The sequence below is a fragment of the Micromonospora gifhornensis genome (genome assembly GCF_016863515.1).
GTDB classification, from domain to species: Bacteria; Actinomycetota; Actinomycetes; order Mycobacteriales; family Micromonosporaceae; genus Micromonospora; species Micromonospora gifhornensis.
The window spans coordinates 1-19,720 of sequence record NZ_BOPA01000003.1 but is presented as its reverse complement, the minus strand read 5'-3'; the positions used below and the strand labels follow the sequence as shown (position 1 = coordinate 19,720).

The window sequence follows — 19,720 nt, the reverse complement described above, 5'->3', positions numbered from 1 at the left end:
CCGCTCGGCGCCGGCACGTGGCGGCACCACAGCACTGACTCGGGAGATCAGTTCGGTCACGACTTGCCTGCGATCCACAGGCTGGTGAAGACCAGCGCGACGATGCCGATCAGGAAGATCGCCACACCCTCGGTCGACGGGCCGTAGCGGCCCAGGTTGAACACGCCGCCCGGGTCACTGTCGTGCTTCAGGGACTGCTGGATGTAGGCGATGATGTCCGCCTTCTGCTCCGGCGTGATCTGGTTGTCGCCGAACACCGGCATGTTCTGCGGTCCGCTCAGCATCGCCGCGTAGATCTGCCGGTCGGTGGCCGGCGAGAGGCTCGGCGCGTACTTGCCGGAGGAGAGGGCACCGCCGCCGCCGCTGAACGCGTGGCACTGCGAGCAGTTGATCCGGTAGAGCTCACCGCCCACCGCGACGTTGCCGTCGGCGTGCAGGTTGTCACCGGCCGGCACGACCGGGCCGCCACCCAACTGCTGGATGTACGCGGCCAACTGGTCGATCTCGTCGGGGCTGAACACCTCGGGCTTGCGCTGCGCCTGGGCCTCCTGCCGAGCCATCGGCATCCGGCCCGTGCTGACCTGGAACTCGACCGAGGCCGCGCCGACGCCGATGAGGCTCGGCCCGCGCCCCTCGACCCCCTGCGCGTTGCGACCGTGGCAGGTCACACAACTCACGTCGAACAGCGCCTTGCCGTCGGCGGCGGCCCCGCTCAACGGCGGGTTGTCCTGCGCCGACGCGCTCGGAGCCAGAAGCGTGTACGCGCCGCCGGCCAGCATCAACGCGGCGACCAGCCGGACCGCGGCACCCAGCCGGCGGCGGCCCCTGCTGCGCACCACGGGCCGCCCGCGCAGCCGCGCGAGCAGACCGCGTCGGCGGTCGTTGTCAGAAGTCATGAGCTGTGTCCTTAACCGGTTGGACCTGTCTCAGGGGGTGGAGCGACGGCGTGCGGGCGCCAAGATCACTGGAGCCAGTAGATCATGGCGTAGAGCCCGATCCACACGACATCGACGAAGTGCCAGTAGTACGACACGACGATCGCCGATGTGGCCTGGGCTGGGGTGAACCGACCCATCGTGGTACGGATCATGAAGATCACGAAGGCGATCAGACCACCGATCACGTGCAGGCCGTGGAAGCCGGTGGTGAGGTAGAACATCGAGCCGTAACCGTCTTCGTTGATCTTGATGCCGTGGTGCACCAGCTCGCGGTACTCGTTCGCCTGACCCATCACGAAGATCAGGCCCATCACGAAGGTGATCGTGAACCAGCGCCGCAGCGCGTGCACGTCACCTCGCTCCGCCGCGAAGACGCCGATCTGGCAGGTGATCGAGGAGAGCACCAGGATCAACGTGAAGGTCGTCGCGTACGGGACGTTGAGTACCGCGGTGTGCTTCTCCCACTGCTCCGGCGCCGCCGCGCGGATGGAGAAGTACATCGCGAACAGCGCCGCGAAGAACATGAGTTCGCTGGAGAGCCAGACGATCGTCCCGACGCTGACCATGTTGGGACGCGTCAGAGAGTGGATCCGGCTCTTGTCAATGGCTGGGGCCGCAGTCACGCGGTCATTATTGCCCTTGACCACGGCCGGCGATCAGCGGGGGGCCAAACCCGAGGGCAGATGGCCCGATCGGTACCGTCCGGTTCGCCTGACCTAGGCTGATTGGCGTGCTGCACGTCGATCCGATCTTCCTGGCCGCACCGGCCGCGCCGCAGCTCACGGCGGGCCTGCCCGGCCCCGGCGGCGCCTCGGTGCTGGCGGCCGAGGGCGCCCTGCCGCCGTTCTCGGTGACCAGTGTGGTCACCGAGGCCCGGCTGGACAACTGGCTCGCCGTCGTCCTGGTGCTCGCCGCCGGCCTCTACCTCTACGGAGTGAACCGCCTGCGGGTACGCGGCGACCGCTGGCCGGTCGCGCGTACGGTCTTCTTCCTGGGGCCCGGCCTCGGCGGCATCGCCTCGGTCACCCTCACCGGCCTGGGCGCGTACGACACCACGCTGCTGTCGGTGCACATGGTCCAGCACATGGTGCTGTCCATGGTGTCGCCGATCTTCCTGGCGTTGGGCGCACCGGTGACCCTGGCCCTGCGGACGCTGCCGACCAGCCCGCGCAAGCGGCTGCTCGCGGTGGTGCACAGCCGGATCGCCCGGATCTACAGCTTCCCGCTGGTGGCGTTCGCCATCTTCGTGGTCAACCCGTTCGCGCTCTACTTCACCGACCTGTACCGCTACACGCTGGAACACGGCTGGGCGCACGAACTGGTGCACGCGCACTTCATCATGACCGGCTGCGTGTTCTTCTGGCCGCTGCTCGGCCTGGACCCGCTGCCGGGCCGCTGGCCGCACCCCGCCCGGGCGCTGCTGATGCTGCTGTCGGTGCCGTTCCACACCGTGCTCGGGCTGACCATCATGCAGAGCAGCACCCTCTTCGGCGGCGACTGGTACCCCTCGCTGGGCCTGAGCTGGGCCGATCCGCGGGAGGACCAGGTGCTCGCCGGCGGCATCCTGTGGGCCGGTGGCGAGTTCGTCAGCGTGACCATGCTCGCCGTCCTGGTCGTGCAGTGGATGCGCCACGCCGAACGGGAGGCCCGCCGGGTCGACCGCGAACTGGACCGCCAGGAGGCCCGCCAGCGCGCCACCGAGGCCACCGGCTGACCTCGCCGACCGTCACGGGGGGCGTGCGGCACAGGGCACACCGACCGGTACGATCGGCCACGCAGCTACGAGGTGAAAGCCGTCTCGAAGCCATCAGCGGGCGGGTCATCCGGCTCGCCGCGATCCTCGGTGGCGAGCGGCAGGAAGCGAAGCGGAGTGTCGGCATGAGCGATCGTCTGTGCACCGTCGTGCTCTACAGCGACGACCCGCAGGTACGGGACCGGATGCGGCTCGCCGTCGGCACCCGCCCCGCGGCCGATCTGCGCATCGAGTTCGTCGAGGCGTCCACCTACGCCGAGTGTGTCCGGCTGGTCGACGACTACGAGATCGACCTGATGCTGCTCGACGGCGAGGCCTCCCCCGGTGGCGGCATCGGCATCGCCCGGCAGATCAAGGACGACTTCGACGAGGCGCCCCCGACCTGTGTGGTGATCGCCCGGGCCGCTGACCGCTGGCTCGCCGCGTACGCCGAGGTCGACGCCACCCTGGTTCACCCGCTCGACCCGGTGACGGCCGCCGCCACCGTGACCGAGCTGCTGCGGACGCACGCGCCCGCCGCCTGACGTTCCGCACCGGCACCGCCACGGCGCCGGGACGAGCCGGCGCCGGTCCCCACCCGCACTCGTCTGCTCGGGAGGCCCGCAATGGGCGAACGGACCTGGCCGCACCTGCTCACCGCGCTGCTGCGCGGGGAGGAACTCTCCGCCGCCGACACCGCCTGGGCGATGGGCGAGATCATGTCCGGCGCGGCGGCGCCGGCTCAGATCGCCGGCTTCGCCGTGGCGCTGCGCGCCAAGGGCGAGACACCGGCGGAGTTGGGCGGGCTGGTGGAGGCGATGCTCAGCCGCGCCGTCCCGGTCGTCCTCCCCGAGCAGGTACGCGCCAGCGCGCTGGACGTGGTCGGCACCGGCGGAGACCTCGCCCACACTGTGAACATCTCCACGATGACCGCCCTGGTCGTCGCCGGTGCCGGGGTACGCGTCGTCAAGCATGGCAACCGGGCCGCCTCCTCCTCCTGCGGCACCGCCGACCTGCTGGAGTTCCTCGGCGTACCGCTGGACCTCGGCCCCGAGCAGGTGGCTCGGTGTGTGGCCGAGGCGGGCATCGGATTCTGCTTCGCCGCCCGGTTCCACCCCGGCATGCGCCACGCCGGCCCGGTCCGCCGGGAGTTGGGCGTACCGACCGCGTTCAACTTCCTCGGACCGCTGACCAACCCGGCGCGTCCCCGCGCCGGCGCGGTCGGCTGCTTCGACGCCACCATGGCCCCGGTGATGGCCGCCGTGTTCGCCGCCCGAGGCGACTCGGTGCTGGTGATGCGCGGCGAGGACGGCCTGGACGAGTTCAGCACCGCCGCGCCGACCCGCTTCTGGGTCGCCCAGGGCGGCACCGTCAGGGAAACCCTGGTCGACGCGACCGACCTCGGGGCACCCCGGGCCACCCTCGCTGACCTGCGGGGCGGTGACGCCTCGTACAACGCGCAGGTGGCCCACCGTCTGCTCGCCGGTGAGCCCGGCCCGGTCCGCGACGCCGTCCTGGTCAACGCCGCCGCGGCGCTGGCCACCCAGGGCCCGCTGGACGGCGACCTCACCACCGCGCTCCGCGCCGGCCTGGACCGGGCCGCCGAGTCGATCGACTCCGGCGCCGCCGCCCGCACCCTGGACCACTGGATCAAGGTCGCCCAGAGCGCCCAGACCGCCTGACCACCCCACTCGCCCCCTCCGTGGGGCGGCAGAAGTGTCGGACCGACGTGGGAAACTACAGGTGAGTAATTCCCACGATCGTCCCTCGGCCCCGCACCGTCGAGCCGGAACGCAGCGGTCCCTCGCTGAGCCGGCCGCCCCGGCACCCCCGCCGGCCGGCAAGCGCCGCCGCACTCCGGGCCGAGCAGCAGGAGGAGTCTTCATGGCCGAGCGCGAGCTGCACTGCGACACCTGCGAGAGCCCACAACTGTTCGAGGTGCCCCCCTGCCTCGACGGCCACGGCCCCACCTGCCCCGAACTGGCCTGCACCCGCTGCGGCACCGCCCTCTTCCTCGCCCCCACCCCCACCCCCACTCCCCTCCGCCACCCCCTCCCCACCCCCCGCCGCGCCGCCTAACCCTCCCCTCTCCCCCACCCCCCTCTCTCTCCCCCTCTCCCACGCCCCCTTTCCGCGTCGATCTTGCACTTTCCGTCCCCGCAAAACGCCACATCCCTGACAAAAGCGCGACCGAAACTGCAAGATCGACGCGCAGGGCCGCGCGAGGGGCGCGCGAGGGGCGCGCGAGGGGTGGGGACGTGCAGGGTGAGGGGCGCGGGTCGGGGCGCGCGGGGTGGGAATGCGCGAAGGCCCGCCTCCTTCAGGAGGCGGGCCTTCGTGGGTGTCGGGGTGGGTGGGTCAGTGTTCGGCGGTACGGCGGGTGCCGCTGTAGTACTCGAACAGCAGGCCGCAGGCGGCGAAGATGACCGCGACGGCACCGAGGCCGAGCAGCCACATCTGCCAGAAGACCAGACCCGCGATCGTGGCGGCCAGCGCCAGCCCGAACGGCCAGTAGCTGCCGGGGCTGAAGAAGCCGATCTCGCCCGCACCGTCGGCGATCTCACCGTCCGGCCGGTCCTCCGGACGCAGGTCGATGCGCCGCGAGACGAACCAGAAGAAGCCGCCGCACATCGAGCAGAGCAGGAACGACAGCAGCAGGGCCACCGTGCCGATCCACTCGACGCGACCGTCGGAGTCGGCCCAGGTCCAGCCGCCGTACAGGACGGCCGCGAAGAGCAGGAACGCGGCAATGGTCAGGAAGATGCGCCACTCGGTCTTCATGCCCGTTGCCTCAGCTTCCCGCGCCGACGGGCGCGCTGCCCTGGTTGAAGTTGTCCTGGGTACGCCGCGTCTCGAACGGCTTGGTGGTGATCGCGTACGGCTCCTCGCCGATCGCGGTCAACGCCTCCTGCGTCGAGGCACCGTCCTGCTTGGCCGCCAGGAAGCGGTCGAAGTTCTCCGGCGAGACGACCCGCAGCTCGAAGTTCATGAAGGCGTGGTAGCTGCCGCACAGCTCGGCGCAGCGGCCCACGTAGGCGCCCTCGGATTCCAGCGAGGAGACCTCGAAGACGTTGCGGATGCTGCCGGGGAAGACGTCCCGCTTGAACAGCATCTCCGGCACCCAGAACGAGTGGATGACGTCCTTGCTGGTCTCCTCGAACCGGATGGACCGGTTGCTCGGCAGCACCAGGATCGGGATGACCTCGCTGGTGCCCAGCACCGAGGCGGTGGTGTTGGCGTCGACGCCCTGGCCGTCGCGGTAGTTGAACTGCCAGTTCCACTTGAAGGCGACCACCTCGACCGTCACGTCGGGGTTGCGGGTGGTCTTCACCACGTCGGTCTGCACGATCGCGGTGTAGTAGAACAGCACGGCGACGATCAGCACCGGCGCGATGGTGTAGAGGAACTCCATCGGCAGGTTGTACCGGGTCTGCACGGGCAGCTCGTTGCCCCGCTTGCGGTACCGCACCACGCACCAGAAGATCAGGCCCCAGACGAAGACACCGACCGCGAGCGCCGCGATGCACGAGGCGATCCACAGGTCGTACATCCGCCGGGCCTCCGGGGTGATGCCACCCTGCGGCCAGCCGAAGCCCCCGAACGCCGCGCCGACGTCACAGCCCGTGAGCAGGACCAGCAGCGCCGCCCCACCGAATCCGAGCCCGGCGAGACGCCCGGCACGACGCCGCCCCCGCCGAGCACCGGCTCCCGGGGATGCGTTGTGCCGTACGGCCGTCGGCCGTACCTCCGAACTCCTTGCGACCACCTGGTCCTGCCTCCCTAGCGCGCCGCGGTGTCTTCATCTGGCCGGCTCCGCCGAGCGGAGCCGCCACACCAGCGGCAAAGGCGTCACCGACGGTCGCAGATTACTCGACCATGACGGGCTCGACCCGGTTGGGGTCAGTGTCCGCCCCCAACGGGGGATCTTGTCGCGGTGCAGGGCTATAGCGTGGGTAGATGTGATTCCATCCTCGGTCTACCTGGACGCCGCCACCGCCGCGCCGCTGCACCCGGTAGCGCGGCAGGCGCTGCTGGCCGCCCTCGATGACGGTTGGGCCGACCCCGACCGGCTCTACACCTCCGCCCGGCGGGCGCGCCAGTTGCTCGACGCCGCGCGCGAGGCCGCCGCACAAACCCTGGGCGTACGCCCCGACGAGCTCTCCTTCACCAGCAGCGGTACGACCGCGGCCCACTCTGCCGTGCTCGGCGGCCTGCGGGGGCGGCGACGTGCCGGTGCCGTGCTTGTGCATTCGGCGATCGAGCACTCCGCGGTGCTGCACGCGGCCCAGCAGCACACGGCCGGCGGCGGTACGGCCGTCGAGGTGCCGGTCGACCGGCTCGGCCGGCTGGACCTGGACGCCTGGTCGACGGCGGTCACCGGGTCCGGGGTGGCGCTGGCCGCTCTGATCGCGGCCAGTCACGAGGTGGGCACGGTCCAGCCGGTGGAGGCAGCGGCGGCGGTCTGCGCCGATGCGGGCGTGCCGCTGTACGTCGACGCCGCCCAGATGGTGGGGCGGATGCCGGTGCCGCCGGGCTGGTCGGTGCTGACCGCGAGCGCCCGCAAGTGGGGTGGCCCGCCCGGCGTGGGGCTGCTGGTGGTGCGCAAGGGCACCCGCTGGGAGTCGCCCTGGCCGGCCGACGAGCGTGAGTCGGGGCGTACGCCCGGCACGGTGAACCTGCCGGCGGTGGTCGCGGCGGCGGCGAGCCTGCGCGCGGCGGCGGCCGACGCGGCGGCCGAGGCGGCCCGGTTGACGCCCCTGGTGGACCGGATCCGGTCCCGGGTGGCGGCGGAGGTGCCCGACGTGGAGGTGGTCGGTGATCCTGAGCGCCGGTTGCCGCACCTGGTGACCTTCTCCTGCTTGTACGTCGACGGCGAGGCGTTGCTGCATGCGTTGGACCGGCGTGGCTTCGCGGTCTCGTCGGGCTCCTCCTGCACCTCTTCGACCCTGCGCCCGTCGCACGTGCTGGAGGCGATGGGGGTGCTCTCGCACGGCAACGTCCGGGTCTCGCTGCACGCCGGCAGCACCGAGGCGGACGTGGAACGGTTCCTCGCCGAACTGCCCGGCATCGTCGCCGACCTGCGAGCCGAGGCAGGGGTGGTCGGGCTGTGACCGCCGAACCGGACGAGGTCCTCGACTGTCTCGGTCAGCGATGCCCGTTGCCGGTGATCGCGCTGGCCCGCCGGCTACCGGCGCTTCCGGTCGGCGCGGTGCTGCGGGTGTTGGCCGACGATCCGGCGGCGGCGGTGGACATTCCGGCCTGGTGCCGGATGCGCGACCAGGAGTTCCTCGGCACCTCCGGCACCGCCCACCACGTCCGCCGCCGCCAGTGAAAGGAAGGGCACCTTGTTAACGCCTCGCGCATAGGCGGGGCCCCCTATTAGTACGAAACCAACCGGACGGGTGCCGGCGACGGTCAGGGCAGCAGGTGCGGGCGGATCTCGTCGGCGGCCTCGTCGCCGTACGACTCGGCGAGGCGCTTGACGAACAGGTCCCGCCGTACCTGGTACTCCTGCGTGCCGACGGTTTCCAGCACCAGCGTGGCCAGCAGCGAGCCGACCTGCGCGGCGCGCTCCAGCCCGACGCCCCAGGACAGCGCGGTGAAGAAGCCGGCACGGAAGCCGTCGCCGACCCCGGTGGGGTCGACCGCCTGTGCCTCCCGGGCGATCGGTACGTGGATCGGGTCGATGTCCCGCCCCACGATCTCCACCCCGTGCTTGCCCAGCGTGGTGACCCGGATCTTGACCCGGTCCAGCAGTTGATCGTCGCTCAGCCCGGCCTTGCTCTGCAGCAGCGACTTCTCGTAGTCGTTTGTCATCAGGTAGTCGGCGCCGTCGATCAGCCCGACCACGTCCGTGCCCTCCATCCGGGCGAGCTGCTGCGACGGGTCGGCGGCGAACGGGTAACCGCGCTCCCGGCACTCCGCGGAGTGGCGCAGCATCGCCTCCGGGTCGTTGGCACCGACCAGCACCAGGTCGAGCCCGCCGAGGCGCTCGGCGACCGGCCGCAACTCGATGTTGCGGGCCTCGCTCATCGCGCCCGCGTAGAACGAGGCGATCTGACACATGTCGGTGTCGGTGGTGCAGACGAAACGCGCGGTGTGGGCCACCTCGCTGACGTGCACCGAGTCACAGTCCACGCCGTGCCGTTCCAGCCAGGAACGGTAGTCGGCGAAGTCGGCGCCGACGGCGCCGAGCAGCACCGGCCGCAGCCCGAGCTGCCCCATGCCGAACGCGATGTTCGCCGCCACCCCGCCGCGACGCAGCACCAGGTCGTCCACCAGGAAGGAGAGCGACACCTTGTGCAACTGGTCGGCGATCAACTGGTCAGCGAACCGACCCGGAAAGCTCATCAGGTGATCGGTAGCGATCGAGCCGGTTACGGCGATCTTCATGGCAGCCCTCAGGGTCGATAACAGAGCCCGAACAGCCTACCGCCCTCACCCACCACCCCACACCCATCCACCCCCACCACTCACACCCTCCACCCCCACCCCACCCGTCCCGTTGATCAAGAGGTTTTGGTCGGATGCCGGCGGTTATCCGACCAAAACCTCTTGATCACCGGGGGCAGCGCTGGGTGCGGGGACGACGAAGGGGACGGCCGGAGGCCGTCCCCTTCGTCGTGGAGTATCAGCTGGATCAGCTGAAGGAGTCACCGCAGGCGCAGGAGTTGCCCGCGTTGGGGTTGTCGATGGTGAAGCCCTGGGCGTCGATCCGGTCGGCGAAGTCGATGGTGGCGCCGGCCAGGTACGGCGCGCTCATCCGGTCGACGACGACCTCGACACCGTCGTAGTCGGTGACGACGTCACCGTCGAGGGAACGCTCGTCGAAGAAAAGCTGGTACCGCAGGCCGGAGCAGCCGCCCGGCTGCACGGCGACCCGGAGCCGCAGGTCGTCGCGGCCTTCCTGCTCGATCAGGGCCTTGACCTTCTGCGCCGCGACGTCGGTGAGGACGACGGACGTGGGGGCCTTGGCCTCGGTCGACTCGGTCTGCGCTGGCGTGGTCACGTGGAATTCTCCCTGCGCGCGTTCGGTGTGGTCTTCCCCTGGCCAACATCAGTCGCCGGTCAGCGATTCCCACAGTGGTCCAGTTCTCGATTGTAGGCCGCCGACAGCCCCGTCACCCGATGGCGTGACCAGCCGCTCCCCCGGGGACCGCGGCCAGCGGCCAAACGGTGGGTCGACGGAGGGCCTCCAGCAGCGTCAGCGGCTCCACTGGCGGGCCAACCGGGCACCGAGCGCCCGTAGCCCCTCCCCGGGGCGTTCCAGGGCCGCGGTCAGGCCGCCGCGTTCCTCCCCGCCGAAGTGCTCCACCAGGCTGTACGCCTCGGTCACCCCGACCGAGGCGGCCTCCCGCCGGCCGGTGCTCACCTGGCCGGCCAGCACCACGCACGGTACGCCCTGGTCGCGCGCCGCGCCGGCGACGCCCGCGACCACCTTGCCGCGCAGCGACTGGTGGTCGAACTTGCCTTCCCCCGTGATGACCAGGTCGACACCATCGAGCGCGGCATTCAGGCCGACGGCCCGGCTGACCAGCCCGATCCCGGACTCGCAGCGGCCACCGAGGGCCAGCAACGCCGCCCCGATGCCGCCGGCCGCGCCCCCGCCGGGCAGCGCGCCCAGGCTGCTGGGGCAGCCGGGGACCTGCTGCTGGAGCACCTCGGCCCAGCGTTGCAGGGCGGCGTCGAGCAGCAGCACGTCGGCCCGGTCAGCGCCCTTCTGCGGCCCGAAGACGCTGCTCGCCCCGTGCAGGCCGAGCAGCGGGTTGTCCACGTCGGTGGCGGCGATCAGCCGTACGTCGCGCAGCCGGGGTGCCCCGTCGAGCGTGGCCACGGCGGTCAGCGCGGCGCCGCCGTACGGCAGGGCCGTCCCGGTGTCGTCCAGCGCGACGGCGCCCAGCGCGGCGAGCATCCCTGCGCCGCCGTCGTTTGTCGCCGAACCGCCCAACCCGACCACCACCGTACGGGCCCCTGCCTCGACCGCAGCCGTGATCAGCAGCCCCAGCCCGTACGAGGTGGTGGTCTTCGGGTCGCGCTCGCCCGCGTCGAGCAGGTGCAGCCCGCACGCCTGCGCGCTCTCCAGCCAGGCGGTCGCCCCGTCGTCGGTGAGCAGGATCTCACCGGGGACCGGACGACCCAGCGGATCGACGGTGGCCACCGGGACCCGGCGGCCGGGCAGCGCCGTAGCGAGCACGTCGATGAAACCGGGTCCCCCGTCGGCCAACGGCCTGACCAGCAGATCGTCGTCGGGGGCGATCTCCCGCCAGCCGTCGGCCACGGCGGCGGCCACCTGGGGTGCCGACAACGTGCCGGCGAACTTGTCCGGGCAGAGCAGTACGCGCATGCCTGGCAGTGTGGCAGCCCACAGCGGCCGGGGCGGCACACGTGCCCCGCTGTGGGACCATGGAGGGCGTGACGTCGACCTGGGTTGAGCCCTCAAACACCGCCACTGCGTTGCTGCTCCTCGGCCGCGGCAGCGACCCCGCCACCGAACGTGGCGTGGAGTGTCCGGGTGACCTGCCGGCGCCGAGCGACCCCGACCTGGTGGCCCGGGCGAGGGCGGCGAAGGCCGCCCTCGGCGACAAGGTCTTCGTGCTGGGCCACCACTACCAGCGCGACGAGGTGATCCAGTTCGCCGACGTGACAGGCGACTCGTTCAAGCTGGCCCGCGAGGCCGCCGCCCGGCCGGATGCCGAGTACATCGTCTTCTGCGGTGTGCACTTCATGGCCGAGAGCGCCGACATCCTCACCTCCGACACGCAGCGGGTCGTCCTGCCCGACCTGGCGGCCGGCTGCTCGATGGCGGACATGGCGGCGCTGCCGCAGGTCGAGAACGCCTGGGACGTGCTCACCGAGTTGGGCATCGCGGCGCAGACCGTGCCGGTGACCTACATGAACTCCTCGGCCGACATCAAGGGTTTCGTCGGCCGCAACGGCGGTGTGGTCTGCACCTCGTCGAACGCGAAGCGGGCCCTGGAATGGGCCTACCAGCAGGGTGAGAAGGTGCTCTTCCTGCCCGACCAGCACCTGGGCCGCAACACGGCGGTGCTGGAGATGGGCTTCTCGCTTGACGACTGCGTGCTCTACGACCCGCACAAGCCAGGCGGCGGGCTCACCCCCGAGCAGTTGCGCGACGCCCGCATGATCCTCTGGCGCGGGCACTGTTCGGTGCACGGGCGATTCACCCTGGACAGTGTGAACGACATCCGGGAGCGGGTGCCCGGGGTCAATGTGCTGGTGCACCCGGAATGCCGGCACGAGGTGGTCAACGCCGCCGATCTGGTGGGTTCGACCGAGTACATCATCCGGACCATCGAGGCGGCACCGGCCGGTTCCGCGTGGGCGATCGGCACCGAACTGAATCTGGTACGCCGGCTCGCGCTGGCCCACCCGGACAAGCAGATCATGTTCCTCGACCGGGCGGTCTGCTACTGCTCGACGATGAACCGCATCGATCTGCCGCACCTGGTCTGGGCCCTGGAGGAGCTGGTGGCCGGCCGGGTGGTCAACCAGATCACCGTCGACGCCGACACCGCGCACCACGCGCGGGTGGCCCTGGATCAGATGCTCGCGCTGCCCGGCGCTTGACCGGAGATGTAATCACTCTCAGTAACAACACTTGTACGCGAAAGTGCCGGATCACCGATAAATGCCCTCCAATGCGGTGTGACCGAATCCATTCTCATCACGGAGGGCTATGCTGCCGGGCGATGGCACTCGCGGCGCGTGCGTTTGAGCGCGTCCGCTTCCCGGGTAGCGACCGGTGGTGTCCCCACATCGAAACGGCAGCACGCACGCGCTGGAGGTTGCGTTGACCGACGACGTTCTGGTCGTACACGGAGGCACCCCGCTACAGGGGCGGATCCGCGTGCGTGGTGCGAAGAACCTGGTGTCCAAGGCAATGGTCGCCGCCCTGCTCGGCGACAGCCCGAGCCGGCTCTTCGACGTACCCAAGATCCGTGATGTGGAGGTTGTCCGAGGGCTGCTCGGGCTGCACGGTGTCAAGGTCAGCGACGGCGTCGAGGACGGCGAGCTGGTCTTCGATCCGGCGAACGTGGAGAGCGCCAGCACCGACCAGATCAACGTGCACGCCGGCTCCAGCCGGATTCCGATCCTGTTCTGCGGGCCGCTGCTGCACCGCCTCGGGCACGCCTTCATACCGGACCTGGGCGGCTGCCACATCGGGCCCCGGCCGATCGACTTCCACCTCCAGGCGCTGCGCGAGTTCGGCGCGACGGTCGACAAGACCCCCGAGGGGTTGCACCTGTCCGCGCCGAACGGCCTGCACGGCACCAAGTTCGCGCTGCCCTACCCGAGTGTGGGCGCGACCGAGCAGGTGCTGCTCACCGCGGTGATGGCCGAGGGCGTCACCGAGCTGCGCAACGCCGCCGTGGAGCCGGAGATCATCGACCTGATCTGCGTCCTGCAGAAGATGGGCGCGATCATCAAGGTGCACACCGACCGGGTGATCGAGATCCAGGGCGTACCGAAGCTGCACGGGTACACCCACCGGCCGATCCCGGACCGGATCGAGGCGGCGAGCTGGGCGGCGGCGGCGCTGGCCACCCGCGGCCACGTGGAGGTGCTCGGCGCCGAGCAGGCCGACATGATGACCTTCCTGAACGTGTTCCGCTCGATCGGCGGCGAGTACGAGGTCACCGACACCCGGCCCCCACGCCCGGGGCAGCCGGGCCAGGAGGGCGGCATCCGCTTCTGGCACCCGGGCGGCGAACTCCAGGCCACCGCGCTGGAGACCGACGTGCACCCGGGCTTCATGACCGACTGGCAGCAGCCGCTGGTGGTGGCGCTGACCCAGGCCCGAGGCCTGTCGATCGTGCACGAGACGGTCTACGAGCAGCGGCTGGGCTACACCGAGGCGCTCAACTCGATGGGCGCCAACATCCAGGTCTACCGGGACTGCCTGGGCGGCACCCCGTGCCGCTTCGGTCGGCGCAACTTCAAGCACTCCGCGGTGATAGCCGGGCCGAGCAAGCTGCACGCCGCCGACCTGGTCATCCCGGACCTGCGGGCCGGCTTCAGCCACCTGATCGCGGCGCTGGCCGCCGAGGGCACCTCCCGGGTGTACGGCGTCGACCTGATCAACCGGGGCTACGAGGACTTCGAGGCCAAGCTCGCCGACCTCGGCGCGCACGTCGAACGGCCGTAATCCCGGCCACACCACCAGTTGTCCGCCACGTGGCCGTCACACCCGCGATGTGCAACGGCCACGTGGCGTTGGCTACCCTTGCCGCGTGCCGTCGCTGTTTCGTCGCAAGTCCGCCGACCTCGCCGACCCCGCCACCGAGCCGCTGACCCCGGCCGAGGAGGAGGCCGAGGCCAACCGTCCGCGTGGTTACACCCCGAGCAAGGGACGTGAGACGCCCAAGCGCCCCAACAGTGGCCGTCGCCCACCGGGTACGACAAAGCCGCTGACCAAGGATGAGGCGAAGGCCCTACGGCGGCAGCGGCGGGCCGAGGCGGCCGCGGAGTTCCGGCGTGAGGGTGGCCCCCGCGACCGGGGTCCCGAGCGGCTGCTCGCCCGCAACGTGGTCGACGCCCGGCGTACCGTCGGCACCTGGTTCTTCGGTGGTGCGCTGATCGTGCTGATCGGCTCGAACCAGGCGATGCCCCCGGCGATCCGGCTGGCCTCCAACCTGTTGTGGGGTGCCCTGGCCATCGGCGTGGTGATCGACTCGGTGCTGATCTCACGGAAGATCAAGAAGCTGGTCCGGACCCGCTTCCCGCAGTCCACCCAGCGGATGGGATCGCTGTACCTCTACGCGATCATGCGGGCGATCACCTTCCGGAAGCTGCGTACCCCGGAGCCCAAGGTCGCCATCGGCGACCCCGTCTGAGCAGCTCAGGGCACATCGAGCAGGGCAGCTCAGGGCACATCGAGCAGGGCAGCTCAGGGCACGCCGAGCAGGCGCAGCAGCGCCGTGGTGCCGGCGGCGGCGACGACCACGAGCACGAACGGCGCTCGCCGCCACGCCAGCACCACGCCCACCAGCACCCCGGTCGGCCGGGCCCAGCCGGCGAATGCGGCACCCTCGGTCAACGCCGCGGTCGCTGCCAACGCCGCCAGCAGGGCCGCCGCGGCGACCGGCAGCAGTTGCCGCGCCCACGTCGGCAGGTCGAGCCGGTCGCGCAACAGCACCCCGGAAACCCGGAAGGCGTACGTCCCGACGGCCAGCGCCACGATCACCGCGATCAGCACGACGACTCCTGCCGGCCGGCCCGCACCGCGTGGGCCTCGTTCTCGGGCTCGACGACCTGTGCGGTCGGAGGCGCCGGTGGCCGTCTGAGCCGGTGCACGGCCAGCAGTGCCGGCCCGGCCAGCGCCAGCAGTACCGGCAGACCGGCCGGCAGCACCGGCGTGGTCAGCACCGCCAGCGCCGCGCCACCCAGCGCCGCACGTCGGGTGTCCGGGTCACGCAGGGTCGGCAGCAGCAGGGCGATCAGGCCGGCGGGGAAGGCGGCGTCCAACCCGAGCGTGGCCGGGTCTCCGGCCACCCCACCGGCCAGTACGCCGAGCACCGTGCCGGCGTTCCAGGCCACGAAGAGCAGCGTGCCGGCCAGCCAGAACGCGCGGTGCCGCACCTCACCGGCCGGCCGGGCGAGCGCGAAGGCGGTCGCCTCGTCGGTCATCAGGTGGCTGCCGAGCAGCCGTTGCCAGAGCCGGCGGCCGAGACTGTCGCCGAGGGTCAGCCCGAACGGCAGGTGACGGGCGTTGAGCAGCAGCCCGGCCAGCACGGCGGCCATCGGGTTACCGGCAGCCGCCAGTCCGACCGCCATGAACTGCGCGCCGCCTGCGTAGACGAACAGGGACATGGCGATGACGGCCCAGACGGGCAGCCCCGCGGCGACCGCCACCGCCCCGAACGAGGCGCCGACGGCCACTATCGCCGCGCCGATGGCGGCGACATCGCGGAGCATGCCGGCACCCGCTGTTCGTTCTGGCGTACGCATGGTTCATCATGATGAACAGCCCCCTCATGTTCGTCAAATAGAACAATGTGAACGACGGAGCGAACAATGCCCTCGGATCCTTCGCCCCCGCTCGCCACCATCGCCGCTGCTCTCCGCCAGGAGCGGCAGCGCGTCGGCATCTCGTTGACCGAACTCGCCCGCCGGGCCGGGATCGCCAAGTCGACCCTGTCGCAACTCGAGGCCGGCCTGGGCAACCCGAGCATGGAGACGCTCTGGGCTCTGTGTGTGGCGCTCGACATACCGTTCAGCCGGCTGGTCGAGCCCCCGGCCAACTCGGTACGGGTGATCCGGGCCGGCGACGGCCCCCGGGTACGCTCCGAACACGCCGACTTCACCGGCACCCTGCTGACCGCCGGCACCGCGCACGCCCGACGGGACGTCTACCTGATCGAGTTGGAGCCGGGGCGGATCCGCAACGCGGAACCACACACCCCACGCACGGTCGAACACCTGGTGGTGGGGACCGGCCGGATGCGCTGTGGCCCGGAACACGAACAGGTGGAACTCGGCCCGGGCGACTACGCCACCTTCGCCGGTGACGCGCCGCACCGGTACGAGGCCCTCGAATCGGGCACCTTCTTCGTACTGATCATGGAGCATTCCTGAGACGTGCCCGGTGGTGGGCGGCGACCGGACGCGGCACGCTACCCGCCGGGTTCGTCGTCGGAAGTCCGATTCGACCGAAGACCTAAATGTCCGGATCAACTGGATAACGTTTGGGTCCGTCGCGAGTGCCACAGTGGCGTCGACCGAGCCCACGCCGCTACCCTCCTTGCGCAGCCATTCGGTGCCCGGACGAGCGAGTTTGGCCGATTCCGGGCGGGTGCCCAGCGACCATTTCCGACGAGGTGACATTCGCCGTGAGCGAGCGGACGCGAGCCGACCATCGGGGCGCGGCCGTGAGCGAGCGGACGCCGGTCCGCGGGCTCCGCACGGCCGAGCCCGGGCTGCCCGACCCGGTCGTCCCGGAGTGTCACCCGACCCGCCGCCCACGTCCTGGGCGGCACGACGGGTCCGGCGGATGAGTCGCGGCTACGCCGACCGGTGGCACGATCCCGCCGAGCCGTCCTGGGTCGTCGAGCCGACGACCGAATGGCAGCCCCAGTTCCCGGGCCAGCGCTACCCGGGTGACGACGGTCAGGACCATCAGCAGCCGCGGGCGTGGGGTCGGGCGAGCGCGATCGGTCGGGCCGAGGTGCCACCGCTGGCACCCACCCGGCCCGACGGTACGTACGTGGGTCGTTCCTGGAACGACGAGCCGGACGGCTGGCCGGGCCGACAGGACGGGCCTGCTGCGCGGCGTCCCGACGGCGGCAACGGCGGACGCCCGTACGACCAGTCCCCGTATCCGGGCAACCAGCCGGGGCGGCCGGACGGCCGGTGGTCACCACCCGTCGAGCCGGTACGCGGACGCGACGGCGTCACCTGGTCCGATGCCGGTCCACAGGCGACCGGTGTCACCGGCGCGCCGGCCCAGCGCGATCAGCGCGCCGGTGAGCGGTACGCCCAGCCCGACGTCGACGGGTACCCGCCGCACCGGGGTCGCCGGGACCGTGGCGGCTTCGAGCCGCCCGAGCGACGCGCCCCCGACCGGTACGCCCGGCGGCAACCCGAACGAGGTGAGCCCGACCGACGACAGCCCGACCCACGTGGGCCCGACCGGCGTGAGCCCGACCGTTATCCGCACCACGAACCGCAGTGGCGCGACCGCGATTCCGACCGGCACGGCCAACGCCCACGCCGCCCCGAGCCGACCGACGGCGATCCGTACCGGCGTGGCGCGCCAGGGTCGCCGGCCGGGCGACCGGAGCGCGGTTGGGCGCCCGAGCCGGGCGGGGAGACCCGCCGCCCGGCCAACCACCGGCCCGTCGACGACGCCGACCGCCGCTCCCCCGACGACGACTCGCGGCGTCCCCGCTACCAGTGGAGCAGCCACCCCGGTCAGCCCAGCTATGACGACGGGCCACGGGTGGACGGCTACCGGGAGCAGTTCACCGTCGGTGACCCCGATGCCGCCCCGTACCCCGACGGCTACGTCGACGACGAGCCGGCCCGTGGGCCGCACGACGAGCGGGGCCGCCGCCCCGAGCGGTCACCGGAGCGCTCCCGCACCGAGCCGGTCGTCCGAGACCCCCAGCGGTACGCCGAACCGCCGCGCCGCGACCTCCCCTGGCCCGAGCCGGGACCGCTGCGCCCGAGCACCGGTCGAGACCACCGGGAGTACCAGCGTCCCGTCGTACCCGAGACCGGCGACCGCCCCGGACGCGAGGACCGGCGACCGGCAGTCCCCAACCGGCCCGGGTCGGATCGTCATCTGGACCGGCCGGCCGCGCAACGGCCCGACGCCGACCGTCCCGTCTCGCCCGCCCCCGACCAGGGCCCGCCCCGCCGTCACCTGTCGGTGGTGCCCGAGCAGCCCGTCTCTCCCGCCCCGGAACGGGATCGACCCGTATCCCCGGCCACCGGGCGTGCCCGCCCGGTCTCCCCCGCCCCACATCAGGGCCCGCCAGACCCCGTCCACCCCCACCGCGACCGGCCCGACACCGTCGACCCGCATCGCGATCGGCCCGGCACTGTCGACCCGGACCGGGATCGGTCCTCGGCCCCGGCGGCGGCACACGACTGGCCCGAGGGCGCAGGCCCGGTGTCGGACCGCCCCAGGGCCCCGCGCTCCGACCAACACCGGCCCGACCAGTACCCGCATCGGCCCGACCAGCACCCGCACCAGGCCGACCAGCCCTGGCCCGACCGTCCCCGGCCGATCCAGGAGGTGCCGGAGCGTCCCGGACCGAACCAGGCACGGCCGGAACGACCCGCACCGAGCCAGGAACGACCGGGGCCGATCCACGAGCGACCCGCCGCCTCGGGTGCCGACCGCGCACAGGGTGGGGAGACGGTTCGACCCGCTCCGCTGCACCAGCACGAGGTACGCCCGGCACCACTGCACGAACACCAGGTGCGGCCCGCACCACTGCACGACCAGCCGGTGGTGGCCACTCCACCGCCGGTCCCGACGCCAGTTGTCGTGTCAGCACCCCCCGCCACCGCATCCCCGACCCCCGTGCCGCCCACCCACCGACCCGTCTCCACGCCCCCGGCCGCTGCACCGCCCACCCACCGGCCTGTCTCCGCACCCCCGACCACCCCGCCGCCCACCCACCGACCCGTCTCCGCACCCCCGACCGCTGTGCCCCCGGCGCCTGTTCACCGGCCCGTTTCCACGCCGCCCGCCTACGGGCCGGTCGCCACGCCGCCGATGCCGTCGCAGGTCTCGGGTCCGCCGACGTCCGGCGTTCCGGTCGCACCGCCCGTCGCCGGTCCCGGCTCCACCGCGACGCCCCCGCCACCCACCCGGTATGTCCCACCGGCACCGGAGACGTCGCCACGGGTCAGCCCGCCGTCCGACGGACCGCAGGCATGGTTCGGGTCGCCCGCGCCCAGCCCGGTCCCCACCTCCGGGCGCGAGGAGCCAGCCCCGACCGAGCGTGTGACTCCCGCCGGGTTCGACGAGTCGCCCGGCAGCCTCGCGGCAGCCGGCGGATCCGAGCCGGTGAGCTGGCCCGACGACGCGGAGGACACCCGGCCGGTCTCGGCACCGCCGGCCGATCCAACGCCGGCACCGCCGTGGCACGCGCCGGTCTCGGCACCTCCCGTCACGCCGGCACCGCCGGTCACGTCGGCACCGCCATGGCAGACGCCGGCCTCCGCACCGTCAGCCAGCCTGGAACTCACCCCACCGTCCACAGCTCCGGTCTCCGCACCACCGGCCACGTCCACCCCTGAATCCGCATCGCCGGCGACGGCCAGCTCGAACTCCGCACCACCTGCCGCCACCAGCCCTGACTTCACGTCACCGCGCACCGACGGCCCGGACTCGACACCACCGCTCGCCGACGGCCCGGACTCCACACCGCCGGCAACGGCAACACCGATCGCCGTGCCGGCCGCATCGCAGGTTGCGGCAGCACCGATCTCCGCACCACCAGCCGACGAAGCACTCGCCCCGATCTCCGCACCACCAGCCGACGAAGCACTCGCCCCGATCTCCGCACCACCAGCC

At 71.9% G+C, this 19,720-nt stretch carries 19 protein-coding genes and 1 pseudogene; 11 read left to right on the top strand and 9 right to left on the bottom strand.

All coding sequences use genetic code 11. The features are described from left to right. Nucleotides 1-56: 56 nt before the first annotated feature. Complete coding sequence (qcrC, locus tag Vgi01_RS01535; RefSeq protein ID WP_102661004.1) at nt 57-896, bottom strand: cytochrome bc1 complex diheme cytochrome c subunit; 840 nt, start codon at nt 894-896, stop codon at nt 57-59. Nucleotides 897-961: 65 nt separating this feature from the next. Beyond that, nucleotides 962-1,561 carry an aa3-type cytochrome oxidase subunit III gene (gene ctaE, locus Vgi01_RS01530; RefSeq protein WP_043721570.1) on the bottom strand — a complete coding sequence of 200 codons (600 nt, stop codon included), beginning with the start codon at nt 1,559-1,561 and terminating at the stop codon, nt 962-964. A 167-nt stretch (nt 1,562-1,728) separates the two neighbouring features. On the opposite strand from ctaE, the gene Vgi01_RS01525 reads away from it, so the two are divergent. From Vgi01_RS01525 to Vgi01_RS01510, 4 genes are all read left to right on the top strand, one after another. Beyond that, nucleotides 1,729-2,652 carry a cytochrome c oxidase assembly protein gene (locus Vgi01_RS01525; RefSeq protein WP_233197107.1) on the top strand — a complete coding sequence of 308 codons (924 nt, stop codon included), beginning with the start codon at nt 1,729-1,731 and terminating at the stop codon, nt 2,650-2,652. 164 nt (nt 2,653-2,816) lie between these two features. Then, complete coding sequence (locus tag Vgi01_RS01520) at nt 2,817-3,215, top strand: hypothetical protein (RefSeq protein WP_102661007.1); 399 nt, start codon at nt 2,817-2,819, stop codon at nt 3,213-3,215. Nucleotides 3,216-3,296: 81 nt separating this feature from the next. After that, on the top strand, nt 3,297-4,352 hold the full coding sequence (gene trpD / locus Vgi01_RS01515) for an anthranilate phosphoribosyltransferase (protein ID WP_204289927.1): 1,056 nt from the start codon (nt 3,297-3,299) through the stop codon (nt 4,350-4,352). A 202-nt stretch (nt 4,353-4,554) separates the two neighbouring features. After that, nucleotides 4,555-4,749 (top strand): hypothetical protein, encoded by a 195-nt coding sequence (locus Vgi01_RS01510; protein WP_204289926.1) that lies wholly within the window; start codon nt 4,555-4,557, stop codon nt 4,747-4,749. Nucleotides 4,750-5,028: 279 nt separating this feature from the next. Here the strand turns inward: Vgi01_RS01510 and Vgi01_RS01505 are convergent, their stop codons facing one another. Continuing rightward, on the bottom strand, nt 5,029-5,451 hold the full coding sequence (locus tag Vgi01_RS01505) for a cytochrome c oxidase subunit 4 (protein ID WP_204289925.1): 423 nt from the start codon (nt 5,449-5,451) through the stop codon (nt 5,029-5,031). A gap of 10 nt (nt 5,452-5,461) precedes the next feature. Beyond that, nucleotides 5,462-6,436, bottom strand: a complete 975-nt coding sequence (gene ctaC / locus Vgi01_RS01500; RefSeq protein WP_102661078.1) for an aa3-type cytochrome oxidase subunit II — start codon at nt 6,434-6,436, stop codon at nt 5,462-5,464. 193 nt (nt 6,437-6,629) lie between these two features. Here ctaC and Vgi01_RS01495 point away from each other — a divergent pair, with 193 nt between their 5' ends. Together Vgi01_RS01495 and Vgi01_RS01490 are read left to right on the top strand one after the other, a co-directional pair. Continuing rightward, nucleotides 6,630-7,781 (top strand): cysteine desulfurase family protein, encoded by a 1,152-nt coding sequence (locus tag Vgi01_RS01495; protein WP_204289924.1) that lies wholly within the window; start codon nt 6,630-6,632, stop codon nt 7,779-7,781. Next, nucleotides 7,778-8,002, top strand: coding sequence for a sulfurtransferase TusA family protein (locus Vgi01_RS01490; RefSeq protein WP_102661076.1), 225 nt, complete (start codon nt 7,778-7,780; stop codon nt 8,000-8,002). The genes Vgi01_RS01495 and Vgi01_RS01490 overlap by 4 nt, the downstream gene beginning before the upstream one ends. 83 nt (nt 8,003-8,085) lie before the next feature. On the opposite strand, the gene Vgi01_RS01485 is transcribed toward Vgi01_RS01490, so the two are convergent. The 3 genes from Vgi01_RS01485 to Vgi01_RS01475 all read right to left on the bottom strand — a co-directional run bounded on the left by Vgi01_RS01485 (nt 8,086) and on the right by Vgi01_RS01475 (nt 11,014). After that, nucleotides 8,086-9,063 (bottom strand): carbohydrate kinase family protein, encoded by a 978-nt coding sequence (locus tag Vgi01_RS01485; RefSeq protein ID WP_102661075.1) that lies wholly within the window; start codon nt 9,061-9,063, stop codon nt 8,086-8,088. Nucleotides 9,064-9,310: 247 nt separating this feature from the next. Next, on the bottom strand, nt 9,311-9,679 hold the full coding sequence (gene erpA, locus Vgi01_RS01480; RefSeq protein WP_013735179.1) for an iron-sulfur cluster insertion protein ErpA: 369 nt from the start codon (nt 9,677-9,679) through the stop codon (nt 9,311-9,313). Nucleotides 9,680-9,874: 195 nt separating this feature from the next. After that, nucleotides 9,875-11,014, bottom strand: a complete 1,140-nt coding sequence (locus Vgi01_RS01475) for a glycerate kinase family protein (RefSeq protein ID WP_102660673.1) — start codon at nt 11,012-11,014, stop codon at nt 9,875-9,877. Between the two features lie 68 nt (nt 11,015-11,082). On the opposite strand from Vgi01_RS01475, the gene nadA reads away from it, so the two are divergent. The 3 genes from nadA (at nt 11,083) to Vgi01_RS01460 (ending at nt 14,525) form a co-directional block, all read left to right on the top strand. Further along, nucleotides 11,083-12,258, top strand: a complete 1,176-nt coding sequence (nadA, locus tag Vgi01_RS01470; RefSeq protein ID WP_102660672.1) for a quinolinate synthase NadA — start codon at nt 11,083-11,085, stop codon at nt 12,256-12,258. Nucleotides 12,259-12,481: 223 nt separating this feature from the next. Further along, nucleotides 12,482-13,837: a UDP-N-acetylglucosamine 1-carboxyvinyltransferase gene (gene murA / locus Vgi01_RS01465; RefSeq protein WP_102660670.1), complete on the top strand. Its 1,356-nt coding sequence runs from the start codon at nt 12,482-12,484 to the stop codon at nt 13,835-13,837. Between the two features lie 85 nt (nt 13,838-13,922). Then, nucleotides 13,923-14,525 carry a DUF3043 domain-containing protein gene (locus tag Vgi01_RS01460; protein WP_102660669.1) on the top strand — a complete coding sequence of 201 codons (603 nt, stop codon included), beginning with the start codon at nt 13,923-13,925 and terminating at the stop codon, nt 14,523-14,525. A 53-nt stretch (nt 14,526-14,578) separates the two neighbouring features. Here the strand turns inward: Vgi01_RS01460 and Vgi01_RS01455 are convergent, their stop codons facing one another. Continuing rightward, on the bottom strand, nt 14,579-14,887 hold the full coding sequence (locus tag Vgi01_RS01455) for an AzlD domain-containing protein (protein WP_102660668.1): 309 nt from the start codon (nt 14,885-14,887) through the stop codon (nt 14,579-14,581). Then, complete coding sequence (locus Vgi01_RS01450) at nt 14,881-15,639, bottom strand: AzlC family ABC transporter permease (protein WP_102660667.1); 759 nt, start codon at nt 15,637-15,639, stop codon at nt 14,881-14,883. The genes Vgi01_RS01455 and Vgi01_RS01450 overlap by 7 nt, the downstream gene beginning before the upstream one ends. A 66-nt stretch (nt 15,640-15,705) precedes the next feature. On the opposite strand from Vgi01_RS01450, the gene Vgi01_RS01445 reads away from it, so the two are divergent. Continuing rightward, nucleotides 15,706-16,266, top strand: a complete 561-nt coding sequence (locus Vgi01_RS01445; RefSeq protein ID WP_204289923.1) for a helix-turn-helix domain-containing protein — start codon at nt 15,706-15,708, stop codon at nt 16,264-16,266. Between the two features lie 415 nt (nt 16,267-16,681). Continuing rightward, a pseudogene (locus Vgi01_RS01440) lies at nt 16,682-19,720 on the top strand (hypothetical protein); the annotation flags it as partial.